24 protein-coding genes and 1 pseudogene are annotated in these 12,379 nt (G+C 61.8%); 1 reads left to right on the forward strand and 24 read right to left on the reverse strand.

What is annotated here, in order from left to right; translation table 11 throughout:
- The first annotated feature begins 51 nt into the window (after nucleotides 1–51).
- Nucleotides 52–303: a DUF6968 family protein gene (locus AB4Y97_RS17445; protein ID WP_442000315.1), complete on the forward strand. Its 252-nt coding sequence runs from the start codon at nucleotides 52–54 to the stop codon at nucleotides 301–303.
- A gap of 112 nt (nucleotides 304–415) precedes the next feature.
- Here AB4Y97_RS17445 and AB4Y97_RS17450 read toward each other — a convergent pair whose 3' ends face one another.
- The 24 genes and pseudogenes from AB4Y97_RS17450 to tuf all read right to left on the reverse strand — a co-directional run.
- On the reverse strand, nucleotides 416–997 hold the full coding sequence (locus AB4Y97_RS17450; RefSeq protein ID WP_442000316.1) for an adenylate kinase: 582 nt from the start codon (nucleotides 995–997) through the stop codon (nucleotides 416–418).
- A 56-nt stretch (nucleotides 998–1,053) separates the two neighbouring features.
- Nucleotides 1,054–2,391, reverse strand: coding sequence for a preprotein translocase subunit SecY (secY, locus tag AB4Y97_RS17455; protein ID WP_442000317.1), 1,338 nt, complete (start codon nucleotides 2,389–2,391; stop codon nucleotides 1,054–1,056).
- Between the two features lie 107 nt (nucleotides 2,392–2,498).
- Entirely contained in the window at nucleotides 2,499–2,972 is a 474-nt protein-coding gene (gene rplO / locus AB4Y97_RS17460; RefSeq protein ID WP_442000318.1) for a 50S ribosomal protein L15, read from the reverse strand.
- Nucleotides 2,973–2,982: 10 nt separating this feature from the next.
- The gene (gene rpmD, locus AB4Y97_RS17465; RefSeq protein ID WP_442000319.1) at nucleotides 2,983–3,192 is read right to left on the reverse strand and encodes a 50S ribosomal protein L30; all 210 of its coding nucleotides are present in this window, start codon (nucleotides 3,190–3,192) and stop codon (nucleotides 2,983–2,985) included.
- A gap of 13 nt (nucleotides 3,193–3,205) precedes the next feature.
- Entirely contained in the window at nucleotides 3,206–3,772 is a 567-nt protein-coding gene (rpsE, locus tag AB4Y97_RS17470) for a 30S ribosomal protein S5 (protein WP_442000320.1), read from the reverse strand.
- A 120-nt stretch (nucleotides 3,773–3,892) separates the two neighbouring features.
- Nucleotides 3,893–4,255 (reverse strand): 50S ribosomal protein L18, encoded by a 363-nt coding sequence (rplR, locus tag AB4Y97_RS17475; protein ID WP_442000321.1) that lies wholly within the window; start codon nucleotides 4,253–4,255, stop codon nucleotides 3,893–3,895.
- Between the two features lie 12 nt (nucleotides 4,256–4,267).
- Nucleotides 4,268–4,801, reverse strand: a complete 534-nt coding sequence (gene rplF / locus AB4Y97_RS17480) for a 50S ribosomal protein L6 (protein ID WP_442000322.1) — start codon at nucleotides 4,799–4,801, stop codon at nucleotides 4,268–4,270.
- A 38-nt stretch (nucleotides 4,802–4,839) separates the two neighbouring features.
- Nucleotides 4,840–5,235 carry a 30S ribosomal protein S8 gene (gene rpsH, locus AB4Y97_RS17485; RefSeq protein WP_442000323.1) on the reverse strand — a complete coding sequence of 132 codons (396 nt, stop codon included), beginning with the start codon at nucleotides 5,233–5,235 and terminating at the stop codon, nucleotides 4,840–4,842.
- A 13-nt stretch (nucleotides 5,236–5,248) separates the two neighbouring features.
- Nucleotides 5,249–5,554: a 30S ribosomal protein S14 gene (rpsN, locus tag AB4Y97_RS17490; RefSeq protein WP_442000324.1), complete on the reverse strand. Its 306-nt coding sequence runs from the start codon at nucleotides 5,552–5,554 to the stop codon at nucleotides 5,249–5,251.
- Between the two features lie 39 nt (nucleotides 5,555–5,593).
- Nucleotides 5,594–6,160 (reverse strand): 50S ribosomal protein L5, encoded by a 567-nt coding sequence (rplE, locus tag AB4Y97_RS17495; protein WP_442000325.1) that lies wholly within the window; start codon nucleotides 6,158–6,160, stop codon nucleotides 5,594–5,596.
- Nucleotides 6,153–6,470 carry a 50S ribosomal protein L24 gene (rplX, locus tag AB4Y97_RS17500; RefSeq protein ID WP_442000326.1) on the reverse strand — a complete coding sequence of 106 codons (318 nt, stop codon included), beginning with the start codon at nucleotides 6,468–6,470 and terminating at the stop codon, nucleotides 6,153–6,155. Before rplX ends, rplE begins: the two co-directional genes overlap by 8 nt.
- Complete coding sequence (gene rplN, locus AB4Y97_RS17505) at nucleotides 6,470–6,838, reverse strand: 50S ribosomal protein L14 (RefSeq protein ID WP_009764309.1); 369 nt, start codon at nucleotides 6,836–6,838, stop codon at nucleotides 6,470–6,472. Before rplN ends, rplX begins: the two co-directional genes overlap by 1 nt.
- Before the next feature lie 161 nt (nucleotides 6,839–6,999).
- On the reverse strand, nucleotides 7,000–7,239 hold the full coding sequence (gene rpsQ / locus AB4Y97_RS17510; protein ID WP_442000327.1) for a 30S ribosomal protein S17: 240 nt from the start codon (nucleotides 7,237–7,239) through the stop codon (nucleotides 7,000–7,002).
- 11 nt (nucleotides 7,240–7,250) lie between these two features.
- Nucleotides 7,251–7,463, reverse strand: coding sequence for a 50S ribosomal protein L29 (gene rpmC / locus AB4Y97_RS17515; protein ID WP_442000328.1), 213 nt, complete (start codon nucleotides 7,461–7,463; stop codon nucleotides 7,251–7,253).
- A gap of 10 nt (nucleotides 7,464–7,473) precedes the next feature.
- On the reverse strand, nucleotides 7,474–7,887 hold the full coding sequence (rplP, locus tag AB4Y97_RS17520; protein ID WP_210484412.1) for a 50S ribosomal protein L16: 414 nt from the start codon (nucleotides 7,885–7,887) through the stop codon (nucleotides 7,474–7,476).
- Between the two features lie 24 nt (nucleotides 7,888–7,911).
- Nucleotides 7,912–8,616 (reverse strand): 30S ribosomal protein S3, encoded by a 705-nt coding sequence (gene rpsC, locus AB4Y97_RS17525; RefSeq protein ID WP_442000329.1) that lies wholly within the window; start codon nucleotides 8,614–8,616, stop codon nucleotides 7,912–7,914.
- Between the two features lie 11 nt (nucleotides 8,617–8,627).
- A complete protein-coding gene (rplV, locus tag AB4Y97_RS17530; protein ID WP_442000330.1) occupies nucleotides 8,628–9,008 on the reverse strand; it encodes a 50S ribosomal protein L22 in 381 nt (126 codons plus the stop codon).
- Between the two features lies 1 nt (nucleotide 9,009).
- Nucleotides 9,010–9,288, reverse strand: a complete 279-nt coding sequence (gene rpsS, locus AB4Y97_RS17535) for a 30S ribosomal protein S19 (protein WP_114187985.1) — start codon at nucleotides 9,286–9,288, stop codon at nucleotides 9,010–9,012.
- A gap of 15 nt (nucleotides 9,289–9,303) precedes the next feature.
- On the reverse strand, nucleotides 9,304–10,140 hold the full coding sequence (gene rplB, locus AB4Y97_RS17540) for a 50S ribosomal protein L2 (RefSeq protein WP_442000331.1): 837 nt from the start codon (nucleotides 10,138–10,140) through the stop codon (nucleotides 9,304–9,306).
- 20 nt (nucleotides 10,141–10,160) lie between these two features.
- Nucleotides 10,161–10,457 (reverse strand): 50S ribosomal protein L23, encoded by a 297-nt coding sequence (locus AB4Y97_RS17545; RefSeq protein ID WP_442000332.1) that lies wholly within the window; start codon nucleotides 10,455–10,457, stop codon nucleotides 10,161–10,163.
- Nucleotides 10,454–11,074, reverse strand: coding sequence for a 50S ribosomal protein L4 (rplD, locus tag AB4Y97_RS17550; RefSeq protein ID WP_442000333.1), 621 nt, complete (start codon nucleotides 11,072–11,074; stop codon nucleotides 10,454–10,456). The genes AB4Y97_RS17545 and rplD overlap by 4 nt, the downstream gene beginning before the upstream one ends.
- On the reverse strand, nucleotides 11,074–11,805 hold the full coding sequence (rplC, locus tag AB4Y97_RS17555) for a 50S ribosomal protein L3 (RefSeq protein WP_442000334.1): 732 nt from the start codon (nucleotides 11,803–11,805) through the stop codon (nucleotides 11,074–11,076). Before rplC ends, rplD begins: the two co-directional genes overlap by 1 nt.
- A 49-nt stretch (nucleotides 11,806–11,854) precedes the next feature.
- Nucleotides 11,855–12,163, reverse strand: coding sequence for a 30S ribosomal protein S10 (gene rpsJ, locus AB4Y97_RS17560; RefSeq protein WP_009764298.1), 309 nt, complete (start codon nucleotides 12,161–12,163; stop codon nucleotides 11,855–11,857).
- 63 nt (nucleotides 12,164–12,226) lie between these two features.
- Nucleotides 12,227–12,379 (reverse strand): annotated as a pseudogene (tuf, locus tag AB4Y97_RS17565) (elongation factor Tu); the annotation flags it as partial.

A 12,379-nucleotide genomic window follows, 5' to 3' on the forward strand; every position in this document is an offset into this window, starting at 1 on the left:
GGATTGCAAGGGAAAAACCCCATCACGCCCCCTGATGACTGAGGCCTACAGATGCTCATCGCCACGCGAGATCTTGAATACGCACCGACCGACGGAACGGTCATACGGATCCCGATATGTCTGTATGCTCCTGAAGATACCGGCCAGGACTGGCGCTGCCGCTTCACGATTGGTTGGCCGGACGGAATACAAGAAAGCGCCGCCTATGGCCTCGACCAGATGCAAGCCCTCATCTTGACGCTTCAGACGATCGGCGCGCATTTACTTCAGCGATTATCACAAGACCGGCCAGATCTATTTTGAAAAGCCCGGGTCCGGCTATGGCTTTCCGGTGCCGAAGAATGCACGAAACATGCTTGTCGGAGACGATGCCAGTTTCGAGGGATGATTGGCAGGGACTGAACGCCCCTGCCCGTCAACGCCCCAGAATGCCCTTGATCGCCTCAGTGACCTCGTCGATGGGTTTCATCCCATCCACGGTCTTCAGCTGGCCTTTTTCCGAATAGTAGACCGAAAGCGGGGCCGTCTGCTTCCGGTAGGCTTCAAGCCGGGTCTTGAACACGTCCGGGTTGTCGTCCTTCCGGACAGGCTCGCCTCGCGCCTCGGTTTCCTTGGCGCGCTTGACGATCCGGTCGACCAGCTCGGCTTCGTTCACCTTGAACTCGATCACAGCGTCGAGCTTCAGGCCCTTCTCCGCCAGCATGGCATCGAAAGACTCCGCCTGGGCCACCGTGCGCGGAAATCCATCGAGGATGAAGCCGCTCTTGGCGTCCGGCAGCTCGATTCGGTCGGCAATGATGCCGACGACCACGTCGTCCGGCACCAGATCGCCCCGGTCCATGAGTTCCTTCGCCTTCACACCAACCGGTGTCCCGGCGGTTACGGCTGCGCGGAGCATGTCGCCGGTCGAAAGCTGGGGAATCCCCAAACGCTCGACCAGACGCACGGCCTGAGTGCCCTTTCCGGCTCCCGGCGGCCCCAGCAGAATCATTCTCATCGACGTCCCCCCTGACTTCGTCGAGAATCCCCGCCTATCGGCGAGGATTTATATTTTTAACGGCGGCGCGCGCCCTTGAGCTTCGCTTTCTTCACGAGGCCTTCATATTGGTGCGCCAGCAGATGGCCGTGAACCTGCGCCACCGTATCCATCGTCACGGATACCACGATCAGAAGCGAGGTTCCGCCAAAATAGAACGGCAAAGCCGCATAAGAAACCAAAAGCTCCGGTATCAAGCAGATGATAACGAGGTAAGCCGCGCCGAGAACGGTGATGCGCGTCAGCACCTGATCGATGTAATCGGCCGTCCGCTCGCCCGGACGGATGCCCGGTATGAAGCCGCCATGCTTCTTCAGGTTGTCCGCGGTCTCCTGCGGATTGAAGACGATGGCGGTGTAGAAGAAGGCAAAGAACACGATCAGCGCCGCATACATGAACATGTAAGCCGGACGCCCATGGCCCAGATAGGCGGTGAGCATGGCAATGAAGCCCGTGCCGTCGGTGCTGGTCTGGAAGCTGGCGATGGTCGCCGGCAGCAGCAGGAGCGACGAGGCGAAGATCGGCGGGATGACACCCGAGGTGTTCAGCTTGAGCGGCAGGAACGAGGTCTGGCCCTCATACATTCGGTTGCCGACCTGGCGCTTCGGATAATTGATCAGCAGGCGACGCTGCGCACGCTCCATGAACACGACGAAATAGATGATGGCCACGGCCATCACGATGACGCCGAGAATGATCGGGGTCGAGATCGCGCCCTGACGGCCGAGCTCAAGGGTTCCAGCGATCGCCCGCGGCAGGTTGGCCACGATGCCGGCAAAAATGATGAGCGAAGTGCCGTTGCCGATGCCGCGCGAGGTGATCTGCTCGCCCAACCACATCAGGAACATGGTGCCGCCGGTCAGCGTGATCACGGTCGAGATAAGGAAGAACGGCCCCGGCGCCTGCACGATGGCTCCTGAGCTCTGCAGGCCCACCGCGATACCCCAGGACTGGAACACGGCCAGGAAGACCGTCAGATAGCGGGTATACTGGTTGAGGATCTTGCGGCCCGCCTCGCCTTCCTTCTTCAAGGCTTCGAGCGACGGCAGAACCGAGGTCAGCAGCTGCACGATGATCGAGGCCGAGATGTAGGGCATGATGTTCAGGGCGAAAATCGCCATGCGCTCGACGGCACCGCCAGAGAACATGTTGAACAGCCCGAGAACGCCGCCGCTGGCGCTCTGGAAGCTCTGACGCAGGGCCTCGGGATTGATGCCCGGGAGCGGGATATAGGTGCCGAGCCGGTAGATCAGCAGCGCACCGAGAGTAAACCAAATGCGCTTCTTCAATTCCTCGGCTTTGGCGATCGCGCCGAAATTGATATTTGCGGCAAGTTGCTCGGCTGCTGAAGCCATGGTTCTCGTCCCTGAAATACCTGAACACGTGATCGTCATCACGCAAACGGCGGCCTCACGATCAGACGCGGGCCGCCGCTTGGATCTCTATCGATGTAAGCCTTGGCTTACGCCTCTGCAACGGCACTCAGAAGAGTCACCGAGCCACCGGCCTTCTCGATCGCCTCGACAGCCGACTTGGAAGCACCGGCTACCTGGAACGAGAGCTTGGCCTTGAGCTCGCCGACACCGAGGATCTTCACGCCGTCGCGCGGCTTGGAGATCACTCCGGCTGCGACCAGGGCCTCGTTGGTGACGGTCGCGCTCTTGTCGAGCTTGCCCGCATCGACGGCCTGCTGAATGCGGCCGATATTGACCTCGTTCAGCTCGATCGCGTTCGGCTTGTTGAAGCCGCGCTTCGGCAGACGACGATGCAACGGCATCTGACCGCCTTCGAAGCCCTTGATCGCGACGCCCGAACGGGACGTCTGACCCTTCACGCCACGGCCGCCCGTCTTGCCCTTGCCGGAGCCGATACCACGGCCGACACGCATCCGGTTCTTGGTAGCGCCTTCGTTGTCACGAATTTCGTTGAGTTTCATGACGCTCTCCTCACTGCCCGTCGACAACGCGCACGAGGTGCTTGACCTTCTCGATCATGCCGCGCACCGCAGGGGTGTCGACAAGCGTCGAGGTCCGATGAAGCTTGTTGAGCTTCAGGCCGATCAGCGTCTCGCGCTGCTTGCCCTCGCGGCGGATCGGGGATCCGACCTGCTCAACGGTGATGGTTTTCGCCGTAGCGGCGGCAGGCTTCTTCGCCATGGATCAGCCCCCCTTACGCTTCAGCGCCGACATCGGCGTCGGAGGCGTCGCGGCGGCGAGCCTGCAAGGTCGAGACCTTCAGGCCACGACGAGCGGCGACCGAACGCGGGCTATCCTCGTTCTTCAGCGCGTCGAACGTCGCGCGGACGAGGTTGTACGGGTTCGACGAGCCGAGCGACTTGGCAACCACGTCCTGCATGCCGACCGTCTCGAAGACGGCGCGCATCGGGCCGCCGGCGATGATGCCGGTACCCTGCGGAGCGGAGCGAAGGATGACCTTGCCGGCACCATGACGGCCTTTGACGTCGTGGTGCAGGGTGCGGCCCTCACGAAGGGCGACGCGGATCATCGAACGCTTTGCGGCGTCCGTAGCCTTGCGGATCGCCTCCGGCACTTCGCGGGCCTTGCCGTGGCCGAAGCCGACGCGGCCCTTCTGGTCGCCGACGACCACCAGGGCGGCAAAGCCGAAGCGACGGCCGCCCTTCACGACTTTCGCGACGCGGTTGATGTGGACCAACCGATCGACGAATTCGCTGTCGCGCTCTTCGCGATCAGCACGTTCTCTAGGTTCTCTCGCCATGAGACCTCTCACTTGCGCGGGCGGCGGGCCCGCTCGCTAAGGATGTTTTTAAACTACCCGCCGTTATAGAGCCGCATAATCTTGTCGGACAACCGGTTTCCACTTGTCCGGATCATGCTTTTAGAAATCGAGACCGCCTTCACGGGCAGCGTCGGCCAGAGCCTTGACGCGGCCGTGGAAGAGGTAGCCCGAACGATCGAAGATAACCTGCTTCACGCCGGCTTTCGTCGCGCGCTCGGCAACGAGTTTGCCGATCTCCTTCGCCGCCTCGACGGTGGCTCCGGTCTTCAGCTTGCCCCGAAGGTCCTTCTCGATCGTCGATGCAGACGCGACGGTCACGCCGCGCTCGTCATCGATGATCTGTGCATAAATCTGCTTCGACGAACGGAAGACCGACAAACGCGGACGGCCATTCGCAGCCTTCTTGATCGCACGGCGCACACGGGCCTTGCGGCGATCTTCAGCGCCCTTCTTCTCAGCCATGATACGTCGTCCTTACTTCTTCTTGCCTTCCTTGCGGAAGATGAATTCGCCGGCATACTTGACGCCCTTGCCCTTATAGGGCTCGGGACCACGGAAATCGCGGATTTCCGCAGCAGCTTGGCCGACCTTTTGCTTGTCGATGCCAACAACGATGACTTCCGTAGGCTTCGGGGTCGTGATCGTGACACCGGCCGGGATTTCGTAGTCGATATCGTGGCTGTAGCCGAGCGAGAGCTTCAGCACCTTGCCGGCAACGGCTGCCTTGTAACCGACGCCGTTGATCTCAAGACGCTTCTCGAAGCCCTTCGACACGCCCTCGGCCAGGTTCGCCACCTGAGCCCGGGACATGCCCCACTTCGAACGGGCCGCCTTGGAATCGTCGCGCGGGTTCACCGACACGGCGCCATTCTCAAGGACAACCGATACTTCTTCAGGCACAAGGAACGAGAGTTCGCCCTTCGCGCCCTTCATCTTCACCGTCTGGCCGTCGACCGAGGCCGTCACACCTGACGGAACCGGGACGGGCTTTTTGCCTACTCGAGACATTTTCTGGATCTCCGTGGTTCTGTGCTGTTGCTACGGCCTTAGAAGACCTTGCAGAGCACTTCGCCGCCCACGTTCTTCTCCCGGGCCTCATGATCGGCCATCACGCCCTGGGGCGTCGAGAGAATGGTGATGCCAAGGCCATCGGCCACGCGGGGCATGGCGTCGACGGACGCGTACACGCGGCGGCCCGGCTTGGAGACGCGCTCGATCGAGCGGATCACCGGCTGGCCGTCGTAGTACTTCAGCTCGATCGAAAACTCGGTACGGCCATTGCCGAACTCAGTCTGCGAATAGTCGCGGATGTAACCCTCGGTCTTGAGAACCTCGAGAACACGGGCGCGAAGCTTCGAGCCGGGCGTGGAGACAGTACCGCGGCGGCGCATCTGCGCGTTGCGGATACGGGTGAGCATATCGCCCAACGGATCGTTGATCATATAACGCCCTCCCTTACCAGCTGGACTTCACAAGGCCCGGGATCAGGCCGTTGGAGCCGAGCTCGCGCAGAGCAATGCGCGACATGCCGAGCTTGCGATAGTAAGCCCGCGGACGGCCCGTCACCTCGCACCGATTGCGGATGCGTGTCGGGCTTGAGTTGCGGGGCAGCTCGGCGAGCTTGAGGCGCGCCTCGAAGCGCTCCTCCATGGACTTCGACTCGTCGCTCGCGGTCGCCAGAAGGCGGGCGCGCTTGCCCGCGTACTTCTTCGCGAGCTCACGACGGTGCTTGTTCTTCTCAATAGCGCTTTTCTTAGCCATTCGATTTTCTCCAGTGTCCGCGTTTGAGGACTGCTGTCCTCACTGCCGGAACGGGAAGTTGAAGTGACGCAGGAGTGCACGGGCCTCTTCGTCGGTCTTCGCCGTGGTGGCGATGACGACGTCCATACCCCAAACCTGCTCGACCTTGTCGTAGTTGATCTCAGGGAACACCAGGTGCTCCTTGATGCCAAGAGCGTAGTTGCCGCGACCGTCGAAGGATTTCGGGTTCAGGCCCCGGAAGTCGCGGACACGGGGAAGAGCGATCGTCACGAGACGGTCCATGAACTCGTACATGCGAGCCTTGCGGAGCGTCACCTTGGCGCCGATCGGCATGTTCTCGCGGACCTTGAACTGCGAGATCGCCTTGCGGGCCTTCGTGATCACCGGCTTCTGACCGGCGATGAGCGCCAGATCCGCAGCGGCCACGGAGGCCTTCTTCGAATCGGCGGTCGACTCGCCAATACCCATGTTCAGAACGATCTTCTCGATCTTCGGAACTTCCATGGGGTTCTTGTAGCCGAACTCTTCAATGAGCTTCGGACGCACCACTTCCTCGTAGTGCTTCCGGAGACGCGGCGTGTAGCCGTCCACCTGAGCCTTAGCCATCGATCAGGTCTCCCGAACGCTTGGCGAAACGGACCTTGCGGCCGTCTTCCAGAACCTTGAAACCAACCCGGGTCGGCTTGCCGTCCTTCGGGTCCGCATAAGCCAGATTGGACAGATGCAGCGGCGCCTCTTTCGAGATGATGCCGCCCTCTTGGGCTGCCGTCTGGCGCTGATGACGCTTCACCAGGTTCACGCCACGGACGAGCGCGCGCTCCTCCTTCGGCATCACCTGAACGACTTCGCCGGTCTTGCCCTTGTCGCGACCGGCCAGAATGACGACCTTATCGCCCTTCTTGATCTTCGCGGCCATTAGAGCACCTCCGGCGCCAGCGAAATGATTTTCATGTGATTCTTTGCACGCAGCTCACGCGGAACCGGGCCGAAGATACGGGTGCCCACGGGCTCTTTCTGATTGTTGATCAGAACGGCGGCATTCCGGTCGAACCGGATGACCGATCCGTCGGCGCGACGGATGTCCTTGGCGGTGCGAACGACGACCGCCTTCATGACATCACCCTTCTTCACGCGACCGCGCGGAATGGCTTCTTTGACGGAGACGACGATAATATCGCCGACGGAAGCGTATTTACGCTTCGAACCACCGAGAACCTTGATGCACATCACGCGACGGGCGCCGGAATTATCGGCGACGTCAAGATTCGTCTGCATCTGGATCATGGCTTTGATCCTTTCCTTTGTTTCAGACAGGTTTCCGGGCCAAGGCACGATTGCCTTCCCGGACTACGCCTGATGGGGATCTGACGTCCCCAGCCCTCATGTCGAGAAAGGCGGCCGTATACACGAGCCGCCCTCGTTAGACAAGTCCCAAACGAAAACCCTTAGGCCTTCGACTGGTCGACGAGCACCCAGGTCTTGAGTTTGGAGAGCGGCTTCGATTCTTCGATGAAGACCGTGTCGCCCACCTTGGCTACATTGTTCTCGTCGTGAGCGTGGTAGTTCTTCGTCTTACGCACGGTCTTCTTCATGACCGGGTGCGTGAAACGGCGTTCCACCTTCACGACGACCGTCTTGTCCTGCTTGTCGCTGACAACGACGCCCTGCAAAACGCGCTTCGGCATCTTGATCCCCTTTAAGCCTTCGCCGACGCCGACTTCTGGCGCTGCAGCGTCTTGACGCGGGCGATGTCCTTGCGGACCTCACGGACGCGTCCTGTGTTTTCGAGCTGCCCCGTCGCGCGCTGGAAGCGGAGGTTGAACTGTTCCTTCTTCAGGTTCAGCAACTCATCCGACAGCTGGTCCGTCGACATCGCCTTGAGATCAGAGGTTCTCTGATTCGACTTCATGATTCCCTCCTTACTCTGCAATGCGCTGGATGAAGCGCACCTTGATCGGGAGCTTGGCAGCGCCGAGACGGAGCGCCTCGCGGGCGACATCCTCCGGCACGCCGTCGATCTCGAACATGATACGGCCCGGCTTGACGCGGGCGGCCCAGAATTCCGGGGCGCCCTTGCCCTTACCCATACGCACTTCGGTCGGCTTCGACGACACCGGCACGTCCGGGAAGATACGGATCCATACGCGGCCCGCACGCTTCATGGCGCGGGTGATCGCGCGGCGAGCCGCCTCGATCTGACGAGCGTTGACACGCTCGGGTTCCATCGCCTTCAGGCCGAACTGGCCGAAGTTGAGATCCGTGCCGCCCTTCGCGGTGCCGGAGATGCGGCCCTTGAACTGCTTACGGAATTTGGTTTTCTTCGGTTGCAACATGGCAAACCTCTCCTGACCTCTCGGTTACGCCGCCTGCTCGCGGCGGCCACCCGAGCGGCCTCCCTCGTCGTTCATGCGCTTGTCCTGCGCCATCGGGTCGTGCTCAAGGATTTCGCCCTTGAATATCCAGACCTTGATGCCGCAAGTGCCGTAGGTCGTGAAGGCCGTCGACGTGCCGTAATCGACATCCGCACGCAGGGTGTGGAGCGGAACGCGGCCTTCGCGGTACCATTCAAGACGGGCAATTTCAGCGCCGCCGAGACGGCCCGAGCAGTTGATACGGATGCCCTCGGCGCCCAGACGCATCGCCGACTGAACGGCGCGCTTCATGGCGCGGCGGAAGGCCACGCGGCGCTCGAGCTGCTGAGCGATCGAGTCGGCCACCAGCGTCGCATCGACTTCCGGCTTGCGGACTTCGACGATGTTGATCGCCACATCCGCGTCCGTCATCTTGTTGACGAGCTTGCGCAGCTTCTCGATGTCGGCACCCTTCTTGCCGATCACCACGCCCGGACGACCCGAGTGAATGGTGACGCGGCACTTCTTGTGCGGACGCTCGATCACGATCTTCGAAACGGCGGCCTGCTTCAGCTGCTTCATGAGAGCATCGCGGATCGCCATGTCCTCATGCATCAGCTTGGCGTACTCGCCTTTGCCGGCGAACCAGCGCGAGTCCCAGGTCCGGTTGATGCCGAGCCGAAGACCGATCGGGTTAACTTTCTGACCCATCTGGTTCTCCTTTACGCCTGTTCGGCGACTTCCCGAACCACGATCGTGAGGTTCGAGAACGGCTTCATGATACGGGCGCCCCGGCCACGAGCCCGGGCGTGGAAGCGCTTCATGACGAGCGCCTTGCCCACGAAAGCCTGGCTGACGACGAGATCATCCACATCGAGATTGTGGTTGTTCTCGGCATTGGCAATGGCGCTTTCGAGGCACTTCTTGACATCACGAGCAATCCGCTTGCGCGAGAACTCGAGATCGGCGAGCGCCTTGGAAACCTTCTTGCCGCGGATAAGGGCCGCAACAAGATTGAGCTTCTGGGGGCTGACGCGCAGCATGCGAGCGACGGCTTGAGCCTCGGAGTCGCTCAGTGCGCGAGGAGTCGCGGCCTTACCCATCTTACTTCCTCTTCGCCTTCTTGTCCGCCGCGTGACCGTGGAAAGTGCGGGTCGGCGAGAACTCGCCGAACTTGTGACCCACCATTTCCTCGCTCACGTAGACGGGAATGTGCTTCTGACCGTTGTAGACCCCGAAAGTGAGGCCCACGAACTGCGGGAGAATCGTGGAGCGGCGGCTCCAGATCTTGATGACCTCGCTGCGGCCCGCACCACGGGCAGCCTCGGCCTTCTTGAGGAGGTAACCGTCGACGAACGGACCCTTCCAAAGCGAACGTGCCATGACGTGCCTCTGTCCTTACTTTTTCCGTGCGTGGCGGCTCGACACGATGAACTTGTCGGTCCGCTTGTTCGAACGGGTTTTCTTGCCCTTGGTCGGAATGCCCCACGGCGTCACCGGATGGCGACCGCCCGAGGTGCGACCCTCACCACCACCGTGCGGGTGGTCGATCGGGTTCATGGCGACACCGCGGTTATGCGGGCGCTTGCCGAGCCAGCGATTACGACCGGCCTTACCGATCGAGGTGTTCATGTGATCGGGGTTCGACACGGCGCCGACGCTGGCGAAGCACAGGCCATGGACCATGCGCTGCTCGCCCGAGTTGAGGCGGACGGTGACGTAGCCCTGGTCGCGACCAACGATCTGAGCGTAGGTGCCAGCGGAGCGGGCGATAGCGCCGCCACGGCCGATCTTCAGCTCGATATTGTGGATGATCGTTCCCACCGGCATGTTGCCGATCGGCATGGCGTTGCCGGGCTTAATGTCAACCTGCTCGCCCGCCGACACCCGATCGCCCACCGCAAGACGCTGCGGGGCCAGGATGTAGGACAGCTCGCCATCGGCGTAGCGGATCAGCGCGATGAAGGCCGTGCGGTTGGGATCGTACTCGATCCGCTCCACAGTCGCGGCATCGCCCAGACGCGCGCGGCGTTTGAAATCGACATTGCGCAGGGTGCGCTTATGACCACCGCCACGGAAGCGGACGGTCACGCGGCCCAGATTGTTACGGCCGCCGGAGGACGACTTGCCCTCCGTCAGCGTCTTGACCGGCTTGCCCTTGTAGAGCTCGCTGCGGTCGACGATCACCAGCTGGCGCAGGCCGGGGGTGATTGGTTTGAAAGTCTTCAAAGCCATCGGATCACTCTCTCAACCGATCAGAGGCCCGTCGTGACGTCGATGGTTTGGCCCTCTTCGAGGGTCACAACCGCCTTCTTCACGTCCGACCGCTGGCCGCGGGTGCCGCGGAACAACTTCACCTTGCCCTTGGTGACGAGCGTGTTGACGCTCTTCACCTTGACATCGAACAGCTTCTCAACCGCTTCCTTGATCTGCGGCTTCGTCGCATTCGGCGATACCTTGAAGACGACCTTGTTCTGATCGGACAGGGTCGTGGCCTTCTCGGTGATCACCGGGCTTACGATCACATCGTAATGGCGCGGGTCCAGGCTCATTTGAAGCGCGCCTCCAGCGCATCGACAGCCGCCTTCGTGAGAACGAGCTTCTCGCGACGGAGAATGTCATAGACGTTGATGCCCTGCACCGGCAGGACGTCGATGTTCGGGATGTTGCGCGCAGCCCGCTGGAAGTTCGCCTCGATCTCGGCGCCGCCGATGATCAGGGCATTCGCGAGCCCGAGCTTGCCGAAACGCTCGATCAGCGCCTTCGTCTTCGGCTCGGAGAGCTGCACCTCGTCGACGACGATGAGCGAAGCATCCTTGGCCTTGGACGACAGAGCGTGCTTCAGAGCAAGCGCACGCACCTTCTTCGGCAGGTCATGCGCATGGCTGCGCACCACCGGACCGAAGGCACGCCCGCCACCCCGAAACTGGGGAGCGCTCGCGGCGCCATGGCGGGCATTACCGGTGCCCTTCTGCTTGTAGAGCTTCTTGGTCGTGCGGTTGATATCCGAACGATTCTTCACGGCGTGCGTACCGGCCTGGCGCTTGGCAAGCTGCCAGCGGACGCAACGGGCGAGAAGATCGGCGCGCGGATCGAGACCGAAAATGGTCTCGTTCAGATCGACCGAACCGGCCTTCTTGCCCTCAAGCGTGGTGACTTCGAGCTTCATCACGCATTCTCCTCTTGGGCCTGCTCAGCCTGAACGGCCGGCGCAGCATCGTTCGCACCCGAACGGAATGCGCCGGGCATCGGCACTTCCTTGGGCAGCTTGCGCTTCACCGCGTCGCGAACGTAGATCCATCCGCCGGCAACGCCGGGAACGGCGCCCTCGACCAGGATCAGACCGCGCTCGACATCGGTCGACACGACGCGCAGGTTCTGCGTCGTCACGCGCTCGACACCGAGGTGACCAGGCATCTTCTTGTTCTTGAACGTTTTGCCGGGATCCTGACGACCACCGGTCGAACCGATCGAACGGTGCGAGACCGACACGCCGTGAGTGGCGCGCAGACCGCCGAAGTTCCAGCGCTTCATACCGCCGGCGAAGCCCTTACCCGTCGTCGTGCCCGTGACATCCACGAACTGACCGGCGACGAAGTGATCGGCGGTGATCTCGGCGCCCACGGGGATGACGGCATCCTCGGAGACGCGGAACTCCGCGAGCTTCTGCTTCGGCTCGACCTTGGCGACGGCGAACCGTCCGCGCTCGGCCTTCGAAACGTTCTTCACCTTGGCCTTGCCGACGCCGACCTGCAGCGCGGTGTAGCCGTTCTTATCCTTGGTCCGATGGGCGACCACTTGGCACTGGTCGACCTTAAGAACCGTGACCGGGACATGCTCACCGGCATCCGTGAAGATGCGGGTCATCCCGAGTTTCTGTGCAATGACGCCTGAGCGCATGTGCGTATCCTCTCGACGTGTCTACCGATAGCTCCAAACCCTTGAGGGCTTAGAGCTTGATCTCCACGTCCACGCCCGCCGCGAGGTCGAGCTTCATCAGCGCGTCCACGGTCTGGGGGGTGGGGTCCACGATATCGAGAACGCGCTTGTGAGTGCGCATCTCGAACTGCTCACGCGACTTCTTGTCGATGTGAGGCGAGCGAAGAACCGTAAAGCGCTCGATGCGCGTCGGCAGCGGGATAGGCCCGCGAACCTGGGCGCCGGTCCGCTTCGCGGTCGACACGATTTCCCGTGTCGAAGCGTCGAGGATCCGGTGGTCGAACGCCTTAAGGCGAATTCGGATATTCTGACCGTTCATGGGTTGACCTGTTCAGCAAGGGAGAAGACCGGCCGAAACCGGCCTGCTCCTTTGATCCTCTAATTAATCCATGACCTGAGCGACGACGCCGGCACCGACGGTGCGGCCGCCCTCGCGGATGGCGAAGCGCAGCTTCTCTTCCATGGCGATCGGAACGATCAGCGTGACTTCCATCGCGATGTTGTCGCCCGGCATCACCATCTCGGTGCCCTCGGG

Origin of the sequence: Microvirga sp. 2TAF3 (genome assembly GCF_052114965.1) — a bacterium.
Lineage (GTDB): Bacteria > Pseudomonadota > Alphaproteobacteria > Rhizobiales > Beijerinckiaceae > Microvirga.

Bases quoted from the DNA above. Each gene is read 5' to 3' on its own strand.
- AB4Y97_RS17545 (WP_442000332.1), bottom strand. From the start codon at position 10,457: ATGAGCCTGGACCCGCGCCATTACGATGTGATCGTAAGCCCGGTGATC.
- rplP (WP_210484412.1), bottom strand. From the start codon at position 7,887: ATGTTGCAACCGAAGAAAACCAAATTCCGTAAGCAGTTCAAGGGCCGC.
- rplO (WP_442000318.1), bottom strand. From the start codon at position 2,972: ATGAAACTCAACGAAATTCGTGACAACGAAGGCGCTACCAAGAACCGG.
- rpsN (WP_442000324.1), bottom strand. From the start codon at position 5,554: ATGGCTAAGAAAAGCGCTATTGAGAAGAACAAGCACCGTCGTGAGCTC.
- AB4Y97_RS17445 (WP_442000315.1), top strand. From the start codon at position 52: ATGCTCATCGCCACGCGAGATCTTGAATACGCACCGACCGACGGAACG.
- rpsC (WP_442000329.1), bottom strand. From the start codon at position 8,616: ATGGGTCAGAAAGTTAACCCGATCGGTCTTCGGCTCGGCATCAACCGG.
- rplF (WP_442000322.1), bottom strand. From the start codon at position 4,801: ATGTCTCGAGTAGGCAAAAAGCCCGTCCCGGTTCCGTCAGGTGTGACG.
- secY (WP_442000317.1), bottom strand. From the start codon at position 2,391: ATGGCTTCAGCAGCCGAGCAACTTGCCGCAAATATCAATTTCGGCGCG.
- rpsJ (WP_009764298.1), bottom strand. From the start codon at position 12,163: ATGAACGGTCAGAATATCCGAATTCGCCTTAAGGCGTTCGACCACCGG.
- rplN (WP_009764309.1), bottom strand. From the start codon at position 6,838: ATGATCCAGATGCAGACGAATCTTGACGTCGCCGATAATTCCGGCGCC.
- rplV (WP_442000330.1), bottom strand. From the start codon at position 9,008: ATGGGTAAGGCCGCGACTCCTCGCGCACTGAGCGACTCCGAGGCTCAA.
- rpmC (WP_442000328.1), bottom strand. From the start codon at position 7,463: ATGAAGTCGAATCAGAGAACCTCTGATCTCAAGGCGATGTCGACGGAC.
- rplC (WP_442000334.1), bottom strand. From the start codon at position 11,805: ATGCGCTCAGGCGTCATTGCACAGAAACTCGGGATGACCCGCATCTTC.
- AB4Y97_RS17450 (WP_442000316.1), bottom strand. From the start codon at position 997: ATGAGAATGATTCTGCTGGGGCCGCCGGGAGCCGGAAAGGGCACTCAG.
- rplR (WP_442000321.1), bottom strand. From the start codon at position 4,255: ATGGCTGAGAAGAAGGGCGCTGAAGATCGCCGCAAGGCCCGTGTGCGC.
- rpsQ (WP_442000327.1), bottom strand. From the start codon at position 7,239: ATGCCGAAGCGCGTTTTGCAGGGCGTCGTTGTCAGCGACAAGCAGGAC.
- rplE (WP_442000325.1), bottom strand. From the start codon at position 6,160: ATGGCTAAGGCTCAGGTGGACGGCTACACGCCGCGTCTCCGGAAGCAC.
- rplD (WP_442000333.1), bottom strand. From the start codon at position 11,074: ATGAAGCTCGAAGTCACCACGCTTGAGGGCAAGAAGGCCGGTTCGGTC.
- rpsE (WP_442000320.1), bottom strand. From the start codon at position 3,772: ATGGCGAGAGAACCTAGAGAACGTGCTGATCGCGAAGAGCGCGACAGC.
- rplB (WP_442000331.1), bottom strand. From the start codon at position 10,140: ATGGCTTTGAAGACTTTCAAACCAATCACCCCCGGCCTGCGCCAGCTG.
- rpsS (WP_114187985.1), bottom strand. From the start codon at position 9,288: ATGGCACGTTCGCTTTGGAAGGGTCCGTTCGTCGACGGTTACCTCCTC.
- rplX (WP_442000326.1), bottom strand. From the start codon at position 6,470: ATGGCCGCGAAGATCAAGAAGGGCGATAAGGTCGTCATTCTGGCCGGT.
- rpmD (WP_442000319.1), bottom strand. From the start codon at position 3,192: ATGGCGAAGAAGCCTGCCGCCGCTACGGCGAAAACCATCACCGTTGAG.
- rpsH (WP_442000323.1), bottom strand. From the start codon at position 5,235: ATGATCAACGATCCGTTGGGCGATATGCTCACCCGTATCCGCAACGCG.